This window comes from Geminicoccus harenae, from assembly GCF_019800005.1.
Taxonomy (GTDB): domain Bacteria; phylum Pseudomonadota; class Alphaproteobacteria; order Geminicoccales; family Geminicoccaceae; genus Geminicoccus; species Geminicoccus harenae.
On the sequence record NZ_JABGCL010000005.1, the window covers coordinates 12,971 to 33,787 of the forward strand.

Genomic DNA, 20,817 nt, shown 5'->3' on the forward strand with positions numbered 1-20,817 from the left:
GGAGGTCGAATCGATGAGACGTCGCACCATTCATGCCCTGGCCCTGGTGACCCTGCTCGCCGGCAGCGTGCTGGGCTCGAGCCTGGCGCTGGCCGAGGGCGGCGTCCTGACCATCGGCCGGCGCGAGGACGGCACCACGTTCGACCCGATCAAGACCGCGCAGAACGTCGACTTCTGGGTGTTCATGAACGTCCACGACGTGCTGGTGCGGGTCGACAAGAGCGGCAAGGAACTGGTGCCGGGCCTGGCCGAGAGCTGGGAGATGTCGCCGGACGGGCTGACCTACACCTTCAAGATGCGGGACGCGAAGTTCTCCGACGGCAGCCCGATCACGGCGGAGGACGCGGCCTTCTCGATCCTGCGCATCCGTGACAGCGAGGAATCGCTGTGGAGCGACAGCTATCAGGTGGTGAAGTCGGCGGAAGCCAAGGACGACCGGACGCTGGTGGTGACGCTGAACGCGCCGTCGGCGCCGTTTCTCGCCTCGCTGGCCATGCCGGGGGTCTCGGTCCTGTCCAAGGCAGCGGTCGAGGCAAACGAGATCGGCTTCGGCGAGATGCCGGTCGCGTCCGGCGCCTTCAAGGTCAAGGAGTGGATCCGCGGCGACAAGGTCGTGCTGGAGCGCAACCCGGAGTTCTGGGAAGCGGACAAGGTCAAGCTGGACGGGGTCGAGTGGGTCTCGGTGCCGGACGACAATACCCGGATGCTGAAGGTGCAGGCGGGCGAGCTGGACGCCGCGATCTTCGTGCCGTTCTCCAGCGTGGCCGAGCTGGAGAAGAACCCCGACCTCACCGTGCATAAGGACCCGTCCACCCGCGAGGACCATCTGCTCCTGAACCACGAGCATCCGGCGCTGGCGAAGAAGGAAGTCCGCCAGGCGCTGGACTTCGCGATCGACAAGCAGGCGATCGTCGACACCGTGACCTTCGGCGTGGGCGAGGTCGCGAACTCCTACGTGCCGCGCGGCGCGCTCTATCACAATGACGACAACCTGCAGCGGCCCTACGACCCGGAGAAGGCCAAGCAGCTCCTGGCCGAGGCCGGGGAAAGCGACCTCACCCTGAACTATCTGGTCGAGGCGGGGGCGCAGACCTGGGAACAGACCGCGGTCCTGATCCAGGAGCAGCTCGCCAAGGCCGGGGTGACCGTGAACCTGCAAAAGGTCGACCCCAGCACCGCCTGGGACATCGAGGTCGCCGGCGAGTATGACCTGGCCGAGAACTACTGGACCAACGACGTCATCGACCCGGACCAGAAGACGACCTTCGTGCTGGGCCACGACACCAACATGAACTACATGACCCGGTACAACAATCCGAAGGTCAAGGAACTGGTGGATCAGGCCCGCATCGAGATGGATCCGGCCAAGCGCGCGTCGCTGTACGAGGAGATCCAGGTCATCGCCAAGGACGACGTCCACTGGATCGATCTGTACTACAGCCCGTTCGTCAACGTTTCGCGCAAGAACATCGAGAACTTCTACCAGAACCCGCTCGGCCGGTTCTTCCTGGAAGACACGGTGAAGAACTGAGCCCCCGGTCCGGAGGCGGCGCGGTCGCTCAGGCGGCGACCGCGTCGTAGCTCTCCGGGCTCGGCCGGGCCGCGCGATCGCGCGGCTCGTCGTCCGGCTCCGGACGCACCAGCGCGAACAGATCCCGCACCGACACCAGGCCCAGCGGCCGGCCCTCGTCGACCACCGGGAGATGGCGGAAACGGCCGGCCCGCATCCGCTCCAGCGCCACCGAAGGGGCTTCCTGGGGGCGGACGGTCTGTGGGGCGCGGGTCATGACCAGGCCCAGCGGGGTGGTCGACAGCTCGAGCTGGAAGGCGATGCAGCGGGTCAGGTCGCGCTCGGTGAAGATCCCGAGCAGGCGGTCGCGCTCAGCTACCAGCACCGCGTCCACGCCCAGGCGGTACATGCGCAAGGCCGCCTCGGCGACGGTGGCGGCGCGCGGCAGGATGATCAGTTCCTGCCTGCCGTTGACGAGGTCGGGGATGATCCGTCGCTGCACCTCGTTCCTCCCTGGGAAGCATGGGCATCGACCGGCCGGGATCTCCCTGGTCCCATGGAATGGCCCGTCAACGGCTTCCAGGGGAGTCAATGTCACGGATCCGGATCTTGAAGTCAAGATCCGGACCGAGTTGTACAATACTATGACAGAAGACTAATCATCCGTTTTTTCGGTTCTTCTCGCGCTCGATGGCTTCCAGGATCACCACCTTGGCTTCGTCCACGTCGCCCCAGCCCAACACCTTGACCCACTTGTTCGGCTCGAGGTCTTTGTAGTGCTCGAAGAAGTGCTGGATCCGCTTGATGTCGATTTCCGGAATGTCCAGGTAGTTCTGTACCTTGTTGTTGATCTGCGTGATCTTGTCGTCCGGCACGGCCAGGATCTTCTCGTCCATCCCGGCCTCGTCCTCCATCTTCAGCACGCCGATCGGGCGTGCGCGCAGGATGGCCCCGGGCATCACCGCCATCCGCCCGACCACCATGCAGTCCAGGGGATCGCCGTCCTCGGACAGGGTGTTGGGGATGAAGCCGTAATTGCACGGGTAGAACATCGTCGTGTACAGGTAGCGGTCGACGAAGATCGCGCCGCTCTCCTTGTCGTACTCGTACTTGATCGGGTCGGAGCGCAGCGGCACCTCGATCAGGACGTTGATCTCGTGCGGCGGGTTCTTGCCCGGGGGGATGCGCTCGATATCCATTGAATTGCCTCGGTTCTTCGGCGTGAGGGTGAAGTAGTGATCACGGCCAGGCGGCGGAAGGCGGCAGCGACATGAGCACCGCCTCGGGGTTGCCGCCGGTCTTGAGCCCGAACTGGGTGCCGCGATCGTAAACCAGATTGAACTCGACATATCGGCCGCGCTTGACGGCCTGCAACTGCTTGTCGGCCTCCGTCCAGGGCGTGTGCATCCGCCGGCGCACGATCCGCGGATAGACGTCGAGGAACGCCTCGCCCACCGACTTGGTGAAGGCGAAGTCGCGCTCGAAATCGTCTTCCAGGTAGTCGTAGAAGATGCCGCCCTCGCCGCGCGTCTCGCCGCGATGCGGGATGAAGAAATAGTCGTCGGCCCAGGCCTTGTAGCGGGCGTAGCGCTCCGGATCGAACGGGTCGCAGGCATCCTGCAGCGCCAGATGGAAGTCGGCCGTGTCCTCGGCGATCGGGATGATCGAGTTCAGGTCGGCACCCCCGCCGAACCAGCGCCGCGTCGTCACGATGTGCCGCGTGTTCATGTGCGCGGGCGGGACGTGCGGGTTGACCATGTGCGCCACCAGCGAGATCCCGGACGCCCAGAAGCTCGGATCCTCGGCGGCACCCGGGATCGCCTTGGCGAACTCCGGCGCGAACTTGCCGTGCACGGTCGAGACGTTGACCCCGACCTTCTCGAACACCCGGCCGCGCATCAGCGCCATGATCCCGCCGCCGCCGCCCTCGCGCTGCCAGGGGCGCCGCTCGAAGCGCATCGGCGCCTCGCCCGGCGCATAATCGTCCTCGATCGCCTCGAAGGCCTGGCAGATCCGGTCGCGCAGCGCCTCGAACCAGGCGCGCGCGCGGCCACAGCGCTCGTCGTCGTCCCTCACCTCGTCCGTCCCCGTCCTGGGTCCACTTCCGGCACCTGCCGCTCCCGCTCGATCCCGTCGAAGAGGCCGGTCGCCTGCGCCGCGTGGGCCGCGACCATGGCGGCTGCCACGACTAGGTTCAAGGAACGGGCCTGCGGGCGGATCGGGATCCGCACGCGGGCTCCGGCCTGTGCACGGATTTCCGGCGGGACGCCAGCGCTCTCGCTGCCGAGCAGGAGGATGTCGGTCCTCCGGAACGCGAAGCGGTCGTAGCGGCACGCGGCCTGCGTGCTCAACAGGACCATGCGACGCGGCGTTCCCTCCGGGCCGTTGGCCAGTGCTGCCCGAAACGAGGCCCAGTCCTGGTGGCGGCGCAGTGCTGCCAGGTCGAGATAGTCCATGCCGGCCCGCCGCATCCGCTGGTCGTCCAGCGGAAAGCCGCAGGGTTCGATGATGTGCAGGCCGATGCCCAAGCATGCCGCGAGTCTGGCCGCGGCACCGACATTGCCTGCCTGGTCCGGGCAGTACATGGCGATGTCGATGCCGATTTGTTGCCGCTCCACGTCCGCGCTTTCCTGGAGTGATTCGTGCCTGACGAAATTTGCGAGCACCTTCATGGACTTGTGCGACCGATCGTCGCTTGTCGGGGCGCTGCACCCTCCGTATCTTCCGCCCCGCTTTCCTACATGCCCCCATGGAGAGGCGCATTCACATGGCCGATACGACGGTTCGACACGGCGAGAGCGGCGGCGCCACCCGGCGCGACGTGCTCGACGTGGTCACGTGGTCGGCGGTCGCGATCGGCGCCGGTACGATCGTGTGGCCGCTCATCAGCAGCATGAACCCTTCGGCCGACGTCCTCGCGTTGTCGTCCACCGAGGTGGACGTGTCCCAGGTTCCGGAAGGTTCGGGCATCACCGTGATGTGGCGCGGCAAGCCGACCTTCGTGCGCCATCGCACGCCTGCCGAGATCGAGGAGGCGAGGGCGGTGCAGCTTTCCGCGCTGAAGGACCCGCAGGCCGACGAGGAGCGGGTGAAGGCCGGCAAGGAGGCCTTCCTGATCGTCGGCGGCAACTGCACCCATCTCGGCTGCGTGCCGCTCGGCAACAAGTCGACCGACGACCGCGGCGACTTCGGCGGCTGGTTCTGCCCCTGCCACGGCTCGCATTACGACACCTCCGGGCGGATCCGCCTGGGCCCGGCACCCACCAATCTGCCCGTGCCGGAGTATGAATTCATCTCCGACACCGTGGCCCGGATCGGCTGAGCCGACGTACAAGAAGTGGATGCGGTGGCGCCCGGGGGACCGACCGAGGCGCAAGACCGCGAGCAAAGGGACGAACATGGCGGCGGGCTCCGGAAAAGTCGTCTTCAAGAGCAGTTTGCTCCGCTGGATCGACGACAGGCTTCCGATCGTAAGTGCGCTCTACAACGATGCGGTCGTCTATCAGACGCCCCGCAATCTCAATTACTGGTGGAACTTCGGTTCGCTGGCCGGCGTCATGCTGACGCTGCAGATCATCACCGGCATCGTGCTGGTGATGCAGTACACGCCGCATGCCGACATGGCGTTCGACAGCGTCGAGCGGATCATGCGCGACGTGAACTATGGCTGGCTGCTGCGCTACGCCCACGCGAACGGCGCCTCGATGTTCTTCATCGTGACCTACATCCACATGTTCCGCGGGCTCTATTACGGCTCCTACAAGGCGCCGCGCGAGCTCCTGTGGATGCTGGGCGTGGTCATCCTGCTCCTGATGATGGCCACCGCCTTCATGGGCTACGTCCTGCCCTGGGGCCAGATGAGCTTCTGGGGCGCCCAGGTCATCACCTCGCTGTTCTCGGCCTTCCCGCTGGTCGGTGACCCGATCGTCACCTGGCTGTGGGGCGGCTTCGCGGTCGACAACCCGACGCTCAACCGGTTCTTCTCGCTGCACTACCTCCTGCCGTTCGTGCTGGTCGGCGTGGTGTTCCTGCACCTGATCGCCCTGCACACCCACGGCTCGAACAACCCGGTCGGCATCGACGTCAGCAAGAAGGACAAGATCCCCTTCCATCCGTACTACACGGTGAAGGACCTGCTGGGCCTGTCGGTGTTCTTCCTGTTCTTCTCCTACTTCCTGTTCTTCTACCCGAACTCGCTGGGCCACCCGGACAACTACATCCCGGCCGACCCGCTGGTGACGCCGGCCCATATCGTGCCGGAATGGTACTTCCTGCCGTTCTACGCGATCCTGCGCTCGACCGTGTACGAGAGCCTGTTCACGCCGCTGGCGATCTTCGGCTACCTCGGCATCACCGAGAAGCTGATGGGCGTCATCGCGATGTTCGGCTCGATCCTGGTGCTGCTGGTCCTGCCCTGGCTCGACACCAGCCGGGTGCGCAGCGCCACGTTCCGGCCGATCTACAAGTGGGTGTTCTGGCTGCTCGTGATCGACGTGATCGTGCTGCACTGGGCCGGCGGCGAGGTGCCCACGCCGACGGTCGTGCTGGTCGGCCAGATCGCGACGCTCTACTACTTCGTCCACTTCCTGGTGATCATGCCGCTGCTCGGCAAGTTCGAGCGTCCGCGCCCGCTGCCGGACAGCATCGGCAAGCCGGTCCTGTCCCACGGCGCTGCCGCTCAGCCGGCGGAGTAAGTGATGCGTCTCCTGAAACTATCCGCTCTCCTGGTCGCCGCCGGCGTCGCCCTGTGGTCCGCCGGCTCCCAGGCGGCCGAGGGCGCGGCCGAGCCCAAGCAGATCTCCTGGCCGCATGACGGCTTCTTCGGCACCTTCGACCGGGCTGCCCTGCAGCGTGGCTTCAAGGTCTATCAGGAGGTCTGCCACGCCTGTCACGCGGCCAAGTACGTGACCTTCCGCGCGTTGAGCGACCTCGGCTTCAACGAGGACGAGGTCAAGGCGCTGGCGGCCGCCTACACGGTGACCGACGGGCCTGACGAGAATGGCGAGATGTTCGAGCGGCCGGCCAGGCCCTCGGACACCATGCCCTCGCCGTTCCCCAACCCGCAGGCGGCCCGTGCCGCCAATGGCGGGGCCTATCCGCCCGACCTCTCCCTGATGTCGAAGGCGCGCCATGACGGCGACAACTACCTCTTCTCCCTGCTGACCGGGTATGATGACCCGCCGGCCGGCGAGGAGGAGCTGGCGCCGGGCCAGTACTACAACCACTACTTCCCGGGCCACCGGATCGGCATGCCGCCGCCGCTCATGCCGGACCAGATCACCTATGACGACGGCACCTCGGCCACGGTCGAGCAGATGGCCAGCGACGTCACCCAGTTCCTCGCCTGGGCGGCCGAGCCCAAGATGGAGGAGCGCAAGCAGACCGGCATCAAGGTCATGCTGTTCCTGATCGTGCTGACCGTGCTGCTCTACCTCTACAAGCGGAAGGTCTGGGCCGACGTCCACTGACGTCAGCCGATCCTTTCCCCGACTCCACCATCGAACCGACGGGGCCGCTTCATGCGGCCCCGTTGCATTTCGGGCTGTCCTGCTGCACCCGGTCGGCAGAAGGAGACGCATCATGCAGGATCTTTGGCGCCGTTCCGCCCGCGCGATGGCGGCTGCCCTGGGTGGCGGCGAGCTTCGGCCGAGCGAGGCGATCCATGCCGCCCTGGACCGGATCGCCCAGGTCGAGCCCAAGGTGAACGCGGTGCCGACGCTCTGCCGGGAGCGCGCTTTGGCTCATGCCGAGCGGCTTGAGCGCCTGGCACCGGAGCAGCGTGGCCCGCTGGCGGGCCTCCCCGTGCTGGTCAAGGACCTGGTCGACGTGGCGGGCGTGCGCACCACCTACGGCTCGCCGATCTGGCGCGACCATGTGCCGGAGACGTCCGACTACCTGGTCGAGCGGATCGAGGCGGCCGGCGGGATCGTGCTGGGCAAGACCAACACGCCCGAGTTCGGCGCGGGTGCGGTGACCTTCAACGAGGTGTTCGGCGTCACCTCGAACCCCTGGGACACCGACCGGACCTGCGGCGGCAGCTCGGGCGGTTCGGCCGTGGCGCTCGCGACCGGCGAGGCTTGGCTGGCCACCGGCTCCGATCTCGGCGGCTCCCTGCGCACGCCCGCCTCGTTCTGCGGCATCGTCGGCTTCCGCCCTTCGCCCGGCCGGGTGCCGGCCGGGCCGCAGCGTGATCCCTTCCAGACGCTGCTGGCGGAAGGCCCCATGGCGCGCGACGTGCGTGACCTCGCTCTGTTCCTCGACGTGATGGCCGGGCACGACCCGCGCGATCCGCTGTCCTGGCCGTCCGAGCCCGACCAGCACCGCCGCGCGGTGGCAGAGCCCCGCCTGCCGGCACGGCTCGCCTTCTCGGCGGACCTGGGCGGGATCACCCCGGTGGACGAGGAGGTCGTGTCGGTCTGCCAGGCGGCGGTGGAGCGGCTGCGCGCGGCCGGCGTCGCCGTGAGCCAGGCCCAGCCGGACGTGTCGGATGCCACCGACATCTTCACCGTCCTGCGCGCTGCCAAGTATGCGACCGACAACGGCCCGCTGCTGCGCGACCACCGCGACCAGCTCAAGCCGGAAGTGGTCTGGAACATCGAGCAGGGCATGGCGCTGGATGCCGACAGGATCGGCCAGGGACAGCGGGCGCGTGGCGAGCTGCAGCGCCGAGCGGCGGCCTTCATGGCCGAGCACGAGCTGCTGCTCACCCCCACGGCGATCGTCCCGCCCTTCGCGCACGGCATCCGCTACCTGGCGGAGCTGAACGGCCACCGCTTCCCGAGCTATATCGACTGGGTGGCGATTGCTTATGCGGTCACGCTCACCGCCTGCCCGGCGATGAGCATTCCCTGTGGCTTCACGCGCGCGGGCCTGCCGGTCGGCCTGCAGCTGGTGGGGCGGCCGCGCGACGAGGCCGGGCTCCTGCGCCATGCCGCCGCCATCGAGGACACGCTGGGCCTGGCCGGGGCAGTGCCGATCGATCCCAAGCCTCCCGCTTCCTGAGCACCGCTGCTAGACCTGTCCGCCAGAGGCAAGAAGACCCAGGGAGGCGGCATGGTCCGGTTCGGCTTGTTCGGCTGCGGGCGCATCGGGCGGATGCACGCCGACGCGATCGCGAGCCATCCGCGCGCAAAGCTCGCCGCCGTGTTCGACGTGGTGCCGGCGGCCGCGGACGCGGTGGCGACGAAGCATGGCTGCCCCGCCGCGCGCGACGTCGACGAGCTGCTGGGCAGCGGCGAGGTGGACGCGGTGCTGATCGCGTCCTCCACCGACACCCATATCGACCTGATCACCCGGGCCGCCCGGGCGGGCAAGGCGATCCTGTGCGAGAAGCCGATCGACCTGGACATCGCGCGGGTGGATGCCTGCTGGCGGGAGATCCAGCCGCTCTCGCCCATCGTGCAGATCGGCTTCAACCGGCGCTTCGACCCGTCCTTCGAGGCGGTCCGCACCGCACTCACGGCTGGCGAGATCGGCCGGCTCGAGCTCCTGGTGATCACCTCGCGCGACCCGGGCCGGCCGCCCGCCGCCTATCTGAAGGTGTCGGGCGGCCTGTTCCGCGACATGATGATCCACGATTTCGACTTGGCGCGCTTCATGCTGGGCGAGGAGCCGGTCGCGGTGTCGGCGATGGCCTCGGTCATGGTCGATCCGGAGATCGGCCGGCTGGGCGACATCGACACCGCCATGGTGACGCTCAAGGCCGCATCCGGCGCCCTCGTCCACATCAACTGCTCGCGCCGCGCGGTCTATGGCTACGACCAGCGCCTGGAGGCGTTCGGCGAGAAGGGCATGCTGCAGGTCGGCAATCGCCGGGCCACCACGCTGCGCCGCTGGGGCAAGGCCGTGACCGAGGCCCAGGATCCCCTGCTCGACTTCTTCATCGAGCGCTATGCCGAGGCCTACCGCGCCGAGCTGGATGCGTTCATCGATGCGGTGACCGAGGGCAAGCCGGTCCCGGTCGGCTTCGAGGACGGCCGGCGTGCCCTGCTGCTTGCGGATGCGGCGCTCGAAGCGTTGAACTCCGGCAAAACCATCGAGCTGAAAGGGAGCTGAGCGGATGCAGCCGAACGGGCTCCGGCAGATTTGGGCAGAAGGCAAGGCCGCACTGAACGGCTGGCTGGCGATCCCCTCGTCCTTTTCCGCCGAGATCATGGCGCATCAGGGCTTCGACACCCTGACCGTCGACCTGCAGCACGGGGTGGCCGACTACCAGACGGCGGTCACCATGCTCCAGGCAGTCGCCACCACCAAAACAACCCCCTTGTGCCGGGTGCCGTGGAACGAGCCCGGCATCATCCAGCGCATGTTGGATGCCGGGGTGATGGGCGTGATCTGCCCGATGGTGAACAACCGCCAGGAGGCGGAGGCCTTCCTGTCGGTGATGCGCTACCCGCCGCAGGGGACCCGCAGCTTCGGGCCGATCCGGGCCCTCTACGCGCACGGGCCGAGCTATCCCACCAAGGCCAACGACGAGATCGTGGCGTTCGCCATGATCGAAACCCACGAGGCCCTGGCCAATCTCGACGACATCCTGAGCGTGCCCGGTCTGGACGCGGTCTATGTCGGCCCATCCGACCTGGCCGCCTCGCTGGGCTACCCGCCGCGCTTCGATCCCGAGGAGCCGGCGGTGGTGGATGCGATCCGGCACATCATCGCGCGGGTCAAGGCGCACGGCCTCAAGGCCGGCATCCACAACGGCTCGGCGGCCTATGCCAAGAAGATGATCGCCGCCGGGTTCGACCTGGTGACGGTCGGCTCGGATGCGCGGTTCATGGCGGCCGAGGCGGCCAATGTCGCTGCCGCCATGCAGGATCGTCCCGCACCCGGCGGCAGCGGCGGGACCTACTGAGATGCCGCACGTCCTGGTGGTGGGCCGGGTGGTCGAGGCCGGGCTGGCGGTGCTGCGCGCTGCACCGGGCGTCACCTTCGAGATGATCGAGGAGCCCGATCCCGAAGCGGTGCGCGTCCGGCTGCCGGAGGCGAACGGCCTGCTGGTGCGGACCATGCCGATGCCGCCGGACCTCCTGGACGCAGCACCGGGCCTCCAGGTCGTCTCCCGGCACGGGGTCGGTTACGACAATCTGGACGTCGGCTACCTGACCGGGCGCCGCATCCCGCTCGCGATCGCCGCCACCGCCAATGCGATCTCGGTCGCCGAGCACGCGTTCTGGATGATGCTGGAGCTGGCCAAGCGCGGCCGCGAGCATGACCAGACGCTGCGCGCCGGCGACTGGGGCTGGCGGCACGGCAACCATGCGATCGAGCTGAACGGCAAGCGGCTGCTGCTGGTGGGCGGCGGGCGGATCGGCCGGGAGCTGGCGCAGCGGGCGCTGGCGTTCGCCATGGACGTCACCGTGTTCGACCCGTTCGCGCCGGCCCTGCCCGGCTGCAGCAAGGCGGACGAGCTGGAGCCGGCGGTGGCCGAGGCCGATGTGGTAAGCCTGCACGTGCCGCGCACGGCGGCCACCGTGAATCTGTTCGATGCGCGGATGCTGGCGCGGATGAAGCCGGGTGCGATCCTGGTGAACACCGCGCGCGGCGGGATCGTCGACGAACAGGCACTGGTCCAGGCCCTGAAGGAGGGCCGGCTGCGCGGTGCCGGGCTGGATGTGTTCGACCGCGAGCCGCCGGCAGAGGACCATCCGCTGTTCGGCCTGCCCGACGCCCTGGTGACGGCCCATGTCGCCGGGGTCACGCAGGAAGCGATGGTGCGGATGGCGGTGGAATCGGCGGCCAATGTCGTGGCGGGGCTGGAGGGGCGGCTGGACCCGGCCGTGGTGGTCAACCGGGAGGTGCTGGCATGAAGCGACTCAATGTCGGCCTGATCGGCAGCGGCTTCATGGGCCGCAGCCATGCGCTGGCCTGGCGTGCCGCGGCGGCGACCTTTCCTTTGCCGGTCACCCCGCACCTGGCGCTGCTGGCCGATGTCGACGAGGCGACCGCCAGCCGGGCCGCGCAGGGCTTCGGCTTTGCCCGCGCCACTGCCGACTGGCAGGCCCTGGTGGACGATCCCGAGGTGGATCTGGTCGACGTCACCACGCCGAACCTCCTCCACGCGCCGATGTGCCGGGCGGTGATCCAGGCGAAGAAGCCGCTCTACTGCGAGAAGCCCCTGGCCCCGGACGCCGCCACCGCGTTCGCGCTGGCCAGGGAGGCGGAGGCGGCAGGCGTGCCGACCTTCGTCGGCTTCAACTACCTGCGCAACCCGATGACCGAGCTGGCTCGCGACATCGTGCAGAGCGGCGAGATCGGCGAGGTCTGGAACTTCCGCGGCATCCATGCCGAGGACTACATGACCGACCCGGACGGCCCCTGGACCTGGCGGCTCCACCCCAAGGGCGGGGCAGGTGCCGTGGCCGATCTCGGCAGCCATATCGTCAGCCTCGCCCGCTATCTGGTCGGGCCGATCGAGCGCCTGTCCGCCGACCTCGACACGGTGATCGCCGAGCGGCCGACCCGGGAGGGCGGGCGCCGGGCGGTCGAGGTGGACGACCAGGCACGGGCGCTGGTCCGCTTCGCCGGCGGGGCGAAGGGCACGCTGGAAGCGTCCTGGATCGCGACCGGGCGCAAGATGTATCAGGCGGTGGAGCTGACCGGCTCCAAGGGCGCGCTCGTGCTGAACATGGAGCGGATGAACGAGCTGAAGCTCTATGTCACGGGCCGCACGCCGGCGCTGGACGGCTGGGTCGAGATCCCGGCCACCCCGGCGCACAAGGACTATGCCGGGTTCATGCCGGCGCCTGGCCACCAATTGGGATTCAACGACATCAAGACCATCGAGGTCGCGGAGATCGTGCGCAGCCTGCACGGGCAGGGGCCGCAGCTCGTGCCGGACTTCCGCGAGGCCGCGGAGATCCAGGCGGTGATCGACGCCATGCTGATGTCGGCCAGAACCGGATCATGGGTATCGGTCGACGAGGTGGCGCGGGCGGCCGGCCGATGAGCCTGGCCCCGCCGCCCAGGGCGGGCAGCTATCGGACCATCTATGCCGACCCGCCCTGGACGTTCGGCACTTGGTCGGAACGGGGCAAGGGGCGCAGCGCCGAGGCGCATTACGACACGCTCGGCATCGACGGCATCGCCGCCCTGCCGGTGGCGGACTGGGCGGCGAAGGACGCCGTGCTGCTCATGTGGATCACCGACCCGCTCCTGCCGCGTGGCCTGGAGGTGATCCGCGCCTGGGGCTTCACCTACAAGACGGTGGGCTTCCACTGGACCAAGCAGAACCGCTCCGGGGACGGCTTCTTCACCGGCATGGGCTTTTGGACCCGCGCCAACCCCGAGCTCTGCCTGCTCGCCACCCGCGGCAAGCCGAAGCGCCGCTCGGGCGGGGTCAAGCGGCTGGTGGTGGCGCCGAGGCGCGAGCATTCGCGCAAGCCCGACGAGGTGCGCGACCGGATCGAGGCCTTATGCGACGGGCCCTATCTGGAGATGTTCGGCCGGGACAGCCGGCCGGGCTGGGACATCTGGGGCAACCAGGCCGGCCTGTTCGACCAGGGCCCAGTGCGCACCCGCCGCCGCCCATCGCGTGAGCCGCCGCCTGTGGGCGCGGAGGAACTGCCGGAGCACTGAGCAGCATACCGGTATGGCAGCCGCGACTTCACCCATCCGCGGCGGCCTAATCATGGCAGGCTGGTCCTGCCGACTGCCGCCAGTGACCGGAAGCAGCCCATGCAGACCCTTTCGCCGCATCTGTTCAGCCGCCGCCACGCCGTGCGGGAGGAGCAGGCAAGGCACATGGCCCTGCTGATCCGCTTCCTGGACGCAGCCGTCCGGCGCGCGCGGATCGGCCCTGACAACCACAATCGCTTCTATCGGCTGCCGGAATACGAGCTGTGCATGGGAGGAGCCTATGCGCTGGGCTTCGTCTGCCGGGACATCCCGCCGGACGACGTGCTTCTGGACCTGGTTGCAGCGCGGCCGGAACTCCTGGACGACCTGTCGCTCTCTGAACTGCGCCGCTACCTGCACCTGCTGATGCGCGCCGAGCGATGGAACTCTCCCGGGGCAAGCCTGATACTGGCGGCCCTGGAGGCCGGTGCGCTGCAACTGCTGGCACAGCGGCTGGAATCCGATGACCGGCTGCGGCTATTCTAGGTCGGTCGGACTCCCGCACGGCGCTGGCAGGTGACAGGCGAACGATACGCCCAGCGGGTTGGCGGAGCCGGGCTTCGCTCCTAGCATCACGTCCTTGCGGCTGGGCCGCGTGGCGCGGAGGCAGGGCATGGCCGGGATCGTCGATGCAGTCTTCCTCGACCGGGCGCTGGGCGAACTCGAGGTAGTGCGCTCCTGGAGCCCCAGGGTCGTGTCGCGTCTGGAGGCCTTGATCACGGCCGGCGAGGACGGGGACCTGTTCCGCGTCAACCCGCTCACCTTCGCGAAGGAACGCGGCGTCGCCACCGAGGAGGCGGTCGACCTGCTCCTGCACGCGACGGCGCTGGGCCTGTTCGAGATGGACTGGCTGCTGGTCTGCCCGCGCTGTGCCTGCGCGGTGAAGAGCTTTGCCCATCTGCGGGCGCTCAAGAGCCGGTATCGCTGCCCGGAATGCCACCACGACTACGAGGCGGCGCTGGACGACTTCATCGCCGTGTACTTCACCGTGTCGCCGAACGTCCGCACGATCCGCTACCATCGCCCGGAGACGCTGGAGCCGTTCGACTATCTCTACGTCTTCCGCGGCGTGCGCGAGGGCGTCGCCCCGGATGGGACGCCGTTCGTCGAGGCGTGCCGGCAGGCGCTGCGCGGCATCGGCTTCCTGGAGCCGGGCGAGACCCGGAGCTTCGCCTTCGAGGCGGCAGAAGGCCTGGTGTTCGGGCTGAGCCGCGACGCGGATGCCGGGTTCGTCATCCGGGTGGAGGGCCGACCGGCTGCAGCGCCGCAACGCATCGCGCTCACCTGGCGTGGGCAGGACTATGCACCCGACCAGATCGCGATAGCACCCGGCCCGGTCACCATCGACATCACCAACGACACGCCCGAGCGCGGCATCGTGGCGATTCTGCAGGGCGGTACCGCGGACGATCAGGGCTTCCTGCGCTTCGAGCCCTATCTGACCGGCAAGCGCCTGCTCACCAGCCAGACCTTCCGCAGCCTGTTCCGCTCGGAGATCATCGGCGGGGCCGAGGGCCTGGCGATCCGCGACGTGGCGCTGCTGTTCACCGACATCAAGGGCTCGACCCGGCTCTACCAGCGGATCGGCGACCTGAACGCGTTCGAGCTGGTGCAGCAGCATTTCGACCGGCTGCGCGAGGCCACGCGCCAGCATGGCGGGGCGATCGTGAAGACGATCGGCGACGCGGTGATGGCGGTCTATCCGGACGCCGCCCAGGCCGTGGCGGCAGCCTTGGAGATGCGCGAGGCGATCCGGCGGTTCAGCGCCGGCCAGTCGGACCGGGCGGTCGCGGTCAAGATCGGCATCCACCACGGTGCCGCCATCGCGGTCACGCTGAACGACCAGCTCGATTATTTCGGCCATACCGTGAACATCGCCTCGCGGGTCCAGGAGATGGCCGGGGCCGGCGAGATCTGGCTCACCGAGGACGTGTGGAGCTATCCGGGCGTGCAGAAGCTGCTGGACGGCCAGCCGGCACAGCATGAGGTCGCGCGGTTCCAGGGGATCGAGCAGCCGATGAGCCTGGTGTGCCTGCCAAGCCCGGCGGAGCCGGCCTGACGCGTCACTCGGCTGCCGGCAGCGCCACGTTGAGGCCCAGCCGCGCGCTCACCCCGGCATGGTCGGACGGCCACAGCCGCCAGCCGTCGAGCGGCCAGGTCCTGCTCGCGGCCTCCGCACCCACCACCCGCAGCTGGCGTGGCTGGATCGGCTCCTGGACGAAGATCAGGTCGACCCGCTGGGCCAGCTCCGACTGCGGGTTGCGCAGGTTCGCCGACTGGCAGCAGGTCGTACCCGGCAGGCTGCCGTAGCGGAGCTTCCAGGCATCGACCAGCCCGGCCCCGGTGAGCACCTGGTATGCGCTGCCCTCGGGCGCCCGGCCATAGGCATCCGGCCCCTCGCTGAACTCGCCGGCCAGGATCACCGGCGACGTGGCCGGCCCGGAAGCTGCGGCCAGCGCCGCGACCAGCTCGGCGGCCTGGGCCGGCGCGTGCTCGGTGCCGCGTGCCAGCCGGGTGGTGACGAAGCGGAAGCTGCGCCCGCGAATGGTGGTCTCGACGCCGACGAAGCCGTGCCGCGCCGTCAGGCGGGCGGCCTTGCCCAGGCCCGGCAAGGGGCGCGGTGGGTCGGCCCGATAGCGGCAGCCATCCTCCGAGCGCAGACAGCCGGCGAACTCGAGAGGCCGCGTCTCCACCCCGACCTGGCGCAGGATCACGTTGCGGCCATAGCCGCCGAGCAGGCCGCGCTTGCCGTCGATCGTGAACGGGATGCCGCGCAGCCGACCGACGCCCGGCAGCGCCGTCTCGATCTCGCGCAGGTCCAGGTCGATCACGCTGGCGGCGACCCGGTAGTCGGCGCCGCGATCGCGCAACGTGGCGAGCGTCGCGTCGAGCTGGTCGCCGAACGCCCGGGCGATCGCCGGGTCGCGGCAGGCACCGGGCACGGGCGGCAGGTCCTGGCAGGTCAGGCGATAGACTTCCTGGAGCGCGACTAGGTCGGCGCGCCGGCGCACGATCTCGGCCGCCTGACGCTCGGCCCGACGCGGGAAATAGTTCTCGGCCACCTGGCGGAGCAGTGCCACCGCCGCCTCGCCGGGATCGCCGGCCGCCGCCGCGTCGAGCAGCCCCTCGACATCACCGCCCGGGTACTGGTTCTGGGTCATGACGTCGATCTCGCCCGGCCAGCGGCGCAGGTCCGGGCGATCGGCAGCGAGCGCACCGGTCGCGGCCAGGAGGATCCACGACAGGCAGAGGGCCATGGCGCCCGTGCTGGCGCGCGACGGGCAGGGCAGGATCAGCCGGAATATCCGGCAAGCGACGTGAACCATTCGTTCGAGCCTGTAATCAGGTCCGCTCAACCAGCCACATGTAATAATCTAGCCGGCCATGACGAGCGGGAAAGTGACGAAGATCAACCGGTGGAAGGGCAATACGGGCCGCGGTGGCAGTGTGCCATACATCGAAAGATATCCTGCGCTGGTCCGGGAAACGGCCCCGCCCCTTCCGCCGGAACCGTTCTCTGGCCAACATATCATGCGTTCGTTAACGAACACCATGCAATCGATCAGGCCTCTTTGCGCCCAGCCGCTCAGAATCGCAGCCAGGCCGCCACGCCGGCATGGTCCGAAGGCCACAGCCGCACGCCGTTCACCGGCGCGGTTCTCGCCGCAGGCTGGTTGCCGTCCAGCCGCACCGCGCGCACCAGGGCCGGCCGGCTCACGAAGATCTGATCGATCCGCTCGGACAGGATCGAGCTCGGGTTGCGCAGATCGGCGGCCTGGCAGCAGGTGAAGCCCCGGGCCTGGGGGAAGCCCGCCGCCCAGCTGTCCAGGAAGCCGGCGGCCGTGAAGCGGCGGTAGGGCGAGACGATCGGTGCCGGCCGCTGGTCGGCCGGACCGGAATTGAAGTCGCCCACCACGATGGTGGGTCCAGCCTGCGCGCGCGGGGCCGTGTTCAGCGCGCCCAGAAGCTCAGCCGCCTGGGCCGACTGGACGGCGGCAGAGCCGGCCGGACCATCGCCCAGCGTTGCGACCTCCAGATGGGTGTTCACGAACCGATAGCTGCGCCCGAGGATCACCGTGTCCACACCGACGAAGCCGCGCCGGAAGCCGATCCGGCCGAGATTGCCCGGCAGCGGCAGGGGGATGCTCGCCTCGGTGCGATAGTTGCAGCCCTGGGCGGAGCGGCGGCAGCCGGGGAAGACCACCGGGCTGGTCGCGATGTCCCGGCGACGCAGGATCACGTCCTGGTCGTAGGCGGAAAGCAGGCCCAGCTTGCCGTCGATCGTGAACGGCAGGCCGCGCAGCAGCCCGATCCCGGGCAGCTCCGACAGGGCCTCGCGCAGGTCGAAGTTCACGACCCGCGCCGCCACCTCGTAGCCGCCGCCGTTGGCCTCCAGTGCCGCGAGCGTCGTGCGGAGGTGGTCGCCGAACGCGGCGGCGATGGTGGGCTCGGTGCAGGCACCGGGCCTGGGCGGCAGCTCGCGGCAGCTCAAGTGGAAGACTTCCTGCAGGCCGACCAGCTCCGGCCGCCGCGCCTGGATCTGGGCAGCCTGCCGCTCGGCGCGGGGCGGGAACGGGCTCGCCGCCGCCTGACGGAGGAGCTCCAGCACCGCCTCGTTCAGCTCCGACGGCGAGCCGGCGCCGGACAGGGTCGCGAGGTCGGCGCCGATATACTGGTTCTGGGTCATCACCAGGATCTCGCCGACCGGGCGCGCCTGGGCATGGGCCTGTGAACTGCCGAGTGCCAGGAGCAGGGCGGTGGCCAGACCGGTCAGGAAGCGGCTCGGACTCATGGCGAGATTCCCGGAACTGGTCATGGCAGCATCAGCAGATGGCCCCGCCGGGCGCGCGCGGTCAAGCCGGGCTGAAGGAGGCCGCCTCACCCGCGAGCAGGCGAGGCCAAGCTGGCCCGGTCCACGAACCGGCTCGGCAGCTCGACCGTCCCTGGCGGCGAGGCAGGATCGGCGAGGCGGGCCAGCATCATGTCCGCAGCCGCACGACCGATCGCACCAAAGTCGCGCACCACCGAACTCACCTCGGGGCTCGCCGCCATCGCCACGTCCTCGGCATCGAGCGCTGCGAGCGACAGGTCCTCCGGCACGGTCAGTCCCCGTTCCCGACAGGCGCGCAGGAGCGCCAGCAGCAGCCGGCTGCCCTCCGCGATCACGGCGCTGGGCCGGTTGCCGTCGTCGAGCAGCCGGCCGAGTTCGGCCGCTACGTCCTGGCCTGGCACCAAGCCGACCGGGAGCAGTCCGGCCGGTTCGAGCCCGGCGGCCAGTCCTGCCGCCAGGAAGTGCCGGCGCCGCTCCAGGGTCGGCCGGATCGCCAGGGTCTGCTGGACCAGTGCCAAGCGGCGGTGGCCCAGCAGCGCCAGCCGGGCCACCAAGGTGGTCATTGCCGCTGCATGATCGGTGCAGACCCGGTCGGCACTGACCGGCAGGTCCCGGTCGAGCAGCACCAGCGGGACGTCGGCCCGGCTGAGCCCCGCCTGGATCTGCGGGTCGGTCTGGTCGGACACGTAGAGGATGATCCCGTCGACCTGGCGGGTGCGCAGCAGGTCGAGGGCCGCGCATTCACGCTGGACCTGCTGGTCGCTGCTGGCGAGCAGCATGGCATAGCCGCGCTCCGCCAGCCGGTCGGCCGCCGCCTGGGCCACCGCCGCGTTGGGATAGGCAGTGAGGCTCGGGATCAGGATGCCGATGGTACGGGTCGCCTGGGTGCGCATCGCGCGCGCCGCCAGGTTCGGGATATAGCCCAGGCTGCGCATGGCCGCCTCGACGCGGGCGCGGGTCGCGGGCACCACCTTGTCCGGCTCGTTGCAGACCCGGGACACGGTGACGGTCGACACCCCGGCCTGGCGTGCCACCTCGCGGATCGTCGGACGGCGACGGCCGGCCGCCGGTTCCCCTGACGGGATGTTGACGTTTTCATCCGCCAAGCGCAGGCTCGGCCAGTTGCGTGAGCGACCAAGATCGGGAGAGGCAGGACATGGCCGTGCTGAGCAGCGAGCAGATTGCCGCCTACGAGCGGGACGGGTTCCTGGTTGTCAAGGACGTGCTGTCGGCGGACGAGGTGGCGGAGCTGCGCCGGGTCACCGAGGAGCTGGTCGAGAAGGCGCGTGGCGTGACGGCACATGACGACCTCTATGACCTGGAGCCCAGCCACTCGCCCGAGGAGCCGCGGGTCCGGCGGATCAAGACCCCGCACCTGCAGGCGCCGATCTACGACCAGGTGATGCGCCATCCGACCATCCTCGGCATCCTGCAGGACCTGGTGGCGCCGGCGATCCGGTTCGACGCGTCCAAGCTGAACATGAAGGCGGCCGGCTATGGTGCCGCGGTCGAGTGGCACCAGGACTGGGCGTTCTATCCGCACACCAACGACGACCTGTGCGCGGTGGGCGTGATGATGGACGACTGCGCCATCGAGAACGGGCCGCTGCTCTGCATCCCCGGCAGCCACAAGGGCAAGGTCTACGACCATCATGCGGACGGGTATTTCTGCGGGGCGATCGACCCCACCGGCTCGGACATCCCGTTCGACCAGGCCGTGCCCTGCATCGGCCCGGCCGGCAGCATCTCCATCCACCATGCCCGCACGATCCACGGCTCGGCGCTGAACACCTCGGACCGGATGCGGCGGCTCCTCCTGTTCCAGTACCGCGCCGCCGACGCCTGGCCCCTGTGCGCCGGCAACCAGATGGACTGGGAGGCCTGGGAGGCGCTGATGCTGACGGGGCAGACTGATCCGATCGCACCGCGCCTGGCCGACGTGCCGGTCCGTCTGCCGCTGCCCCCGGCCAGGAGCCAGGGCTCGATCTATGAGAACCAGCGCGGGCTGAAGACCAGCTTCTTCGGCAAGGCCGACACCCGGGCGGCGTGACCGGAGCACTGCGCCTGCTGGTCATGCTCGGCTGGCTCGCGTGGTCCGGCACGGCGTCCGCCTGTCCGGGTGGTGCCAAACCTTGCGAGGTCGAGGGTGGCAGCTACCTGATGCTGCTGCCTCTGGCCGGGCAGGACGGCCCGCCGCCGGTGCTGCTCCACCTGCACGGCTGGGGCGGGAATGCCGCCGCGGTGCTGCAGGCCGGCTTCTCGCAGGAATTCCTGGCGCGCGGCTTCGTGGTAATCGCACCGCAGGGGCTTCAGTCCAGGCCCGGCGGCAGGACCGACTGGTCAGTGGGAGACGGCCAGCCCCATCCGCGCGACGACCGGGCGTTCGTCGGCCGCGTCCTGGACGACGCCGCCCGCCGCTTCGGCCTGGACCGCGGCCGGGTGCTACTGAGCGGCTTCTCCCGGGGCGCGTCGATGGCGTGGGACATCGCCTGCCAGGAGCCCGCGATGGCCCTGGCCTATGCCCCGGTGGCCGGCGGGTTCTGGCAGAAGCAGCCCACCACCTGCATGGGGCCGGTCCGGCTCCTGCACACTCATGGCTTCGCCGATGCCACCGTGCCGCTGGAAGGCCGCGTGCTGCGCGGCGGTGCGCTGGCCCAGGCCGACATCTTCGCGGGGCTCGCCCTATGGCGCAGGGTGGATGGCTGTGACGGTCCGGCCGAGGTCCCCGCCACGGCCGACCGTTCTGGCGCAAGCGCTGGATCGGCTGCCGGGCGGGCACGGTGGAACTGGCGCTGCACCCGGGCGGGCACGCCATCCCCGATGGCTGGGCACAGCTGGTGATCGACTGGTTCCTGGCCCTGCC

At 69.3% G+C, this 20,817-nt stretch carries 21 protein-coding genes; 14 read left to right on the forward strand and 7 right to left on the reverse strand.

The genetic code is table 11. The features are described from left to right. Window positions 1–13 precede the first annotated feature (13 nt). Window positions 14–1,531 carry an ABC transporter substrate-binding protein gene (locus HLA95_RS05245; RefSeq protein ID WP_191059752.1) on the forward strand — a complete coding sequence of 506 codons (1,518 nt, stop codon included), beginning with the start codon at window positions 14–16 and terminating at the stop codon, window positions 1,529–1,531. A gap of 28 nt (window positions 1,532–1,559) precedes the next feature. Here HLA95_RS05245 and HLA95_RS05250 read toward each other — a convergent pair whose 3' ends face one another. From HLA95_RS05250 to HLA95_RS05265, 4 genes are all read right to left on the reverse strand, one after another. Continuing rightward, entirely contained in the window at window positions 1,560–2,012 is a 453-nt protein-coding gene (locus HLA95_RS05250) for a CBS domain-containing protein (protein ID WP_191059751.1), read from the reverse strand. A gap of 157 nt (window positions 2,013–2,169) precedes the next feature. Continuing rightward, complete coding sequence (ppa, locus tag HLA95_RS05255; protein ID WP_191059750.1) at window positions 2,170–2,709, reverse strand: inorganic diphosphatase; 540 nt, start codon at window positions 2,707–2,709, stop codon at window positions 2,170–2,172. Window positions 2,710–2,749: 40 nt separating this feature from the next. Further along, a complete protein-coding gene (hemF, locus tag HLA95_RS05260; protein ID WP_191059749.1) occupies window positions 2,750–3,586 on the reverse strand; it encodes an oxygen-dependent coproporphyrinogen oxidase in 837 nt (278 codons plus the stop codon). Then, window positions 3,583–4,128, reverse strand: coding sequence for a tRNA (cytidine(34)-2'-O)-methyltransferase (locus HLA95_RS05265; protein ID WP_223861513.1), 546 nt, complete (start codon window positions 4,126–4,128; stop codon window positions 3,583–3,585). The genes hemF and HLA95_RS05265 overlap by 4 nt, the downstream gene beginning before the upstream one ends. 149 nt (window positions 4,129–4,277) lie before the next feature. Here HLA95_RS05265 and petA point away from each other — a divergent pair, with 149 nt between their 5' ends. The 11 genes from petA to HLA95_RS05320 all read left to right on the forward strand — a co-directional run bounded on the left by petA (window position 4,278) and on the right by HLA95_RS05320 (window position 15,182). Then, window positions 4,278–4,832 (forward strand): ubiquinol-cytochrome c reductase iron-sulfur subunit, encoded by a 555-nt coding sequence (gene petA / locus HLA95_RS05270; protein ID WP_191059747.1) that lies wholly within the window; start codon window positions 4,278–4,280, stop codon window positions 4,830–4,832. Between the two features lie 76 nt (window positions 4,833–4,908). Further along, window positions 4,909–6,204 (forward strand): cytochrome b, encoded by a 1,296-nt coding sequence (locus HLA95_RS05275; protein WP_191059746.1) that lies wholly within the window; start codon window positions 4,909–4,911, stop codon window positions 6,202–6,204. Between the two features lie 3 nt (window positions 6,205–6,207). After that, a complete protein-coding gene (locus HLA95_RS05280) occupies window positions 6,208–6,978 on the forward strand; it encodes a cytochrome c1 (RefSeq protein WP_191059745.1) in 771 nt (256 codons plus the stop codon). A 112-nt stretch (window positions 6,979–7,090) separates the two neighbouring features. Further along, entirely contained in the window at window positions 7,091–8,512 is a 1,422-nt protein-coding gene (locus HLA95_RS05285; protein ID WP_222182707.1) for an amidase, read from the forward strand. A gap of 51 nt (window positions 8,513–8,563) precedes the next feature. Then, window positions 8,564–9,565, forward strand: coding sequence for an inositol 2-dehydrogenase (iolG, locus tag HLA95_RS05290; protein ID WP_191060100.1), 1,002 nt, complete (start codon window positions 8,564–8,566; stop codon window positions 9,563–9,565). A 4-nt stretch (window positions 9,566–9,569) separates the two neighbouring features. Further along, on the forward strand, window positions 9,570–10,361 hold the full coding sequence (locus HLA95_RS05295; RefSeq protein WP_191060101.1) for an HpcH/HpaI aldolase family protein: 792 nt from the start codon (window positions 9,570–9,572) through the stop codon (window positions 10,359–10,361). A gap of 1 nt (window position 10,362) precedes the next feature. Next, the gene (locus HLA95_RS05300; protein WP_191060102.1) at window positions 10,363–11,316 is read left to right on the forward strand and encodes a hydroxyacid dehydrogenase; all 954 of its coding nucleotides are present in this window, start codon (window positions 10,363–10,365) and stop codon (window positions 11,314–11,316) included. Further along, window positions 11,313–12,455, forward strand: a complete 1,143-nt coding sequence (locus HLA95_RS05305; RefSeq protein ID WP_191060103.1) for a Gfo/Idh/MocA family protein — start codon at window positions 11,313–11,315, stop codon at window positions 12,453–12,455. The genes HLA95_RS05300 and HLA95_RS05305 overlap by 4 nt, the downstream gene beginning before the upstream one ends. After that, window positions 12,452–13,084 carry an MT-A70 family methyltransferase gene (locus HLA95_RS05310; protein WP_191060104.1) on the forward strand — a complete coding sequence of 211 codons (633 nt, stop codon included), beginning with the start codon at window positions 12,452–12,454 and terminating at the stop codon, window positions 13,082–13,084. The genes HLA95_RS05305 and HLA95_RS05310 overlap by 4 nt, the downstream gene beginning before the upstream one ends. 99 nt (window positions 13,085–13,183) lie before the next feature. After that, a complete protein-coding gene (locus tag HLA95_RS05315; protein WP_222182710.1) occupies window positions 13,184–13,609 on the forward strand; it encodes a hypothetical protein in 426 nt (141 codons plus the stop codon). Between the two features lie 127 nt (window positions 13,610–13,736). Beyond that, window positions 13,737–15,182: an adenylate/guanylate cyclase domain-containing protein gene (locus HLA95_RS05320; RefSeq protein WP_191060106.1), complete on the forward strand. Its 1,446-nt coding sequence runs from the start codon at window positions 13,737–13,739 to the stop codon at window positions 15,180–15,182. Window positions 15,183–15,186: 4 nt separating this feature from the next. Here the strand turns inward: HLA95_RS05320 and HLA95_RS05325 are convergent, their stop codons facing one another. From HLA95_RS05325 to HLA95_RS05335, 3 genes are all read right to left on the reverse strand, one after another. Beyond that, on the reverse strand, window positions 15,187–16,449 hold the full coding sequence (locus HLA95_RS05325; RefSeq protein WP_222182711.1) for an exonuclease/endonuclease/phosphatase family protein: 1,263 nt from the start codon (window positions 16,447–16,449) through the stop codon (window positions 15,187–15,189). A gap of 260 nt (window positions 16,450–16,709) precedes the next feature. Continuing rightward, window positions 16,710–17,915 carry an endonuclease/exonuclease/phosphatase family protein gene (locus tag HLA95_RS05330; RefSeq protein WP_222182712.1) on the reverse strand — a complete coding sequence of 402 codons (1,206 nt, stop codon included), beginning with the start codon at window positions 17,913–17,915 and terminating at the stop codon, window positions 16,710–16,712. Window positions 17,916–18,001: 86 nt separating this feature from the next. Next, window positions 18,002–19,060, reverse strand: coding sequence for a LacI family DNA-binding transcriptional regulator (locus HLA95_RS05335; protein WP_191059596.1), 1,059 nt, complete (start codon window positions 19,058–19,060; stop codon window positions 18,002–18,004). 50 nt (window positions 19,061–19,110) lie between these two features. Between HLA95_RS05335 and HLA95_RS05340 the strand changes: the two genes are divergently transcribed. Both HLA95_RS05340 and HLA95_RS05345 read left to right on the forward strand, forming a co-directional pair. After that, a complete protein-coding gene (locus HLA95_RS05340; protein WP_222182713.1) occupies window positions 19,111–20,004 on the forward strand; it encodes a phytanoyl-CoA dioxygenase family protein in 894 nt (297 codons plus the stop codon). Beyond that, window positions 20,001–20,795 (forward strand): CE1 family esterase, encoded by a 795-nt coding sequence (locus HLA95_RS05345; RefSeq protein WP_191059595.1) that lies wholly within the window; start codon window positions 20,001–20,003, stop codon window positions 20,793–20,795. The genes HLA95_RS05340 and HLA95_RS05345 overlap by 4 nt, the downstream gene beginning before the upstream one ends. The last annotated feature ends 22 nt before the right edge of the window (window positions 20,796–20,817 follow it).

Excerpts from the sequence above, each read along its gene's own strand:
- HLA95_RS05245 (WP_191059752.1), top strand. The coding sequence starts at position 14 with ATGAGACGTCGCACCATTCATGCCCTGGCCCTGGTGACCCTGCTCGCC.
- ppa (WP_191059750.1), bottom strand. The coding sequence starts at position 2,709 with ATGGATATCGAGCGCATCCCCCCGGGCAAGAACCCGCCGCACGAGATC.
- petA (WP_191059747.1), top strand. The coding sequence starts at position 4,278 with ATGGCCGATACGACGGTTCGACACGGCGAGAGCGGCGGCGCCACCCGG.
- HLA95_RS05275 (WP_191059746.1), top strand. The coding sequence starts at position 4,909 with ATGGCGGCGGGCTCCGGAAAAGTCGTCTTCAAGAGCAGTTTGCTCCGC.
- HLA95_RS05280 (WP_191059745.1), top strand. The coding sequence starts at position 6,208 with ATGCGTCTCCTGAAACTATCCGCTCTCCTGGTCGCCGCCGGCGTCGCC.
- HLA95_RS05285 (WP_222182707.1), top strand. The coding sequence starts at position 7,091 with ATGCAGGATCTTTGGCGCCGTTCCGCCCGCGCGATGGCGGCTGCCCTG.
- iolG (WP_191060100.1), top strand. The coding sequence starts at position 8,564 with ATGGTCCGGTTCGGCTTGTTCGGCTGCGGGCGCATCGGGCGGATGCAC.
- HLA95_RS05295 (WP_191060101.1), top strand. The coding sequence starts at position 9,570 with ATGCAGCCGAACGGGCTCCGGCAGATTTGGGCAGAAGGCAAGGCCGCA.
- HLA95_RS05300 (WP_191060102.1), top strand. The coding sequence starts at position 10,363 with ATGCCGCACGTCCTGGTGGTGGGCCGGGTGGTCGAGGCCGGGCTGGCG.
- HLA95_RS05305 (WP_191060103.1), top strand. The coding sequence starts at position 11,313 with ATGAAGCGACTCAATGTCGGCCTGATCGGCAGCGGCTTCATGGGCCGC.
- HLA95_RS05310 (WP_191060104.1), top strand. The coding sequence starts at position 12,452 with ATGAGCCTGGCCCCGCCGCCCAGGGCGGGCAGCTATCGGACCATCTAT.
- HLA95_RS05315 (WP_222182710.1), top strand. The coding sequence starts at position 13,184 with ATGCAGACCCTTTCGCCGCATCTGTTCAGCCGCCGCCACGCCGTGCGG.
- HLA95_RS05320 (WP_191060106.1), top strand. The coding sequence starts at position 13,737 with ATGGCCGGGATCGTCGATGCAGTCTTCCTCGACCGGGCGCTGGGCGAA.
- HLA95_RS05325 (WP_222182711.1), bottom strand. The coding sequence starts at position 16,449 with ATGGTTCACGTCGCTTGCCGGATATTCCGGCTGATCCTGCCCTGCCCG.
- HLA95_RS05330 (WP_222182712.1), bottom strand. The coding sequence starts at position 17,915 with ATGAGTCCGAGCCGCTTCCTGACCGGTCTGGCCACCGCCCTGCTCCTG.
- HLA95_RS05340 (WP_222182713.1), top strand. The coding sequence starts at position 19,111 with ATGGCCGTGCTGAGCAGCGAGCAGATTGCCGCCTACGAGCGGGACGGG.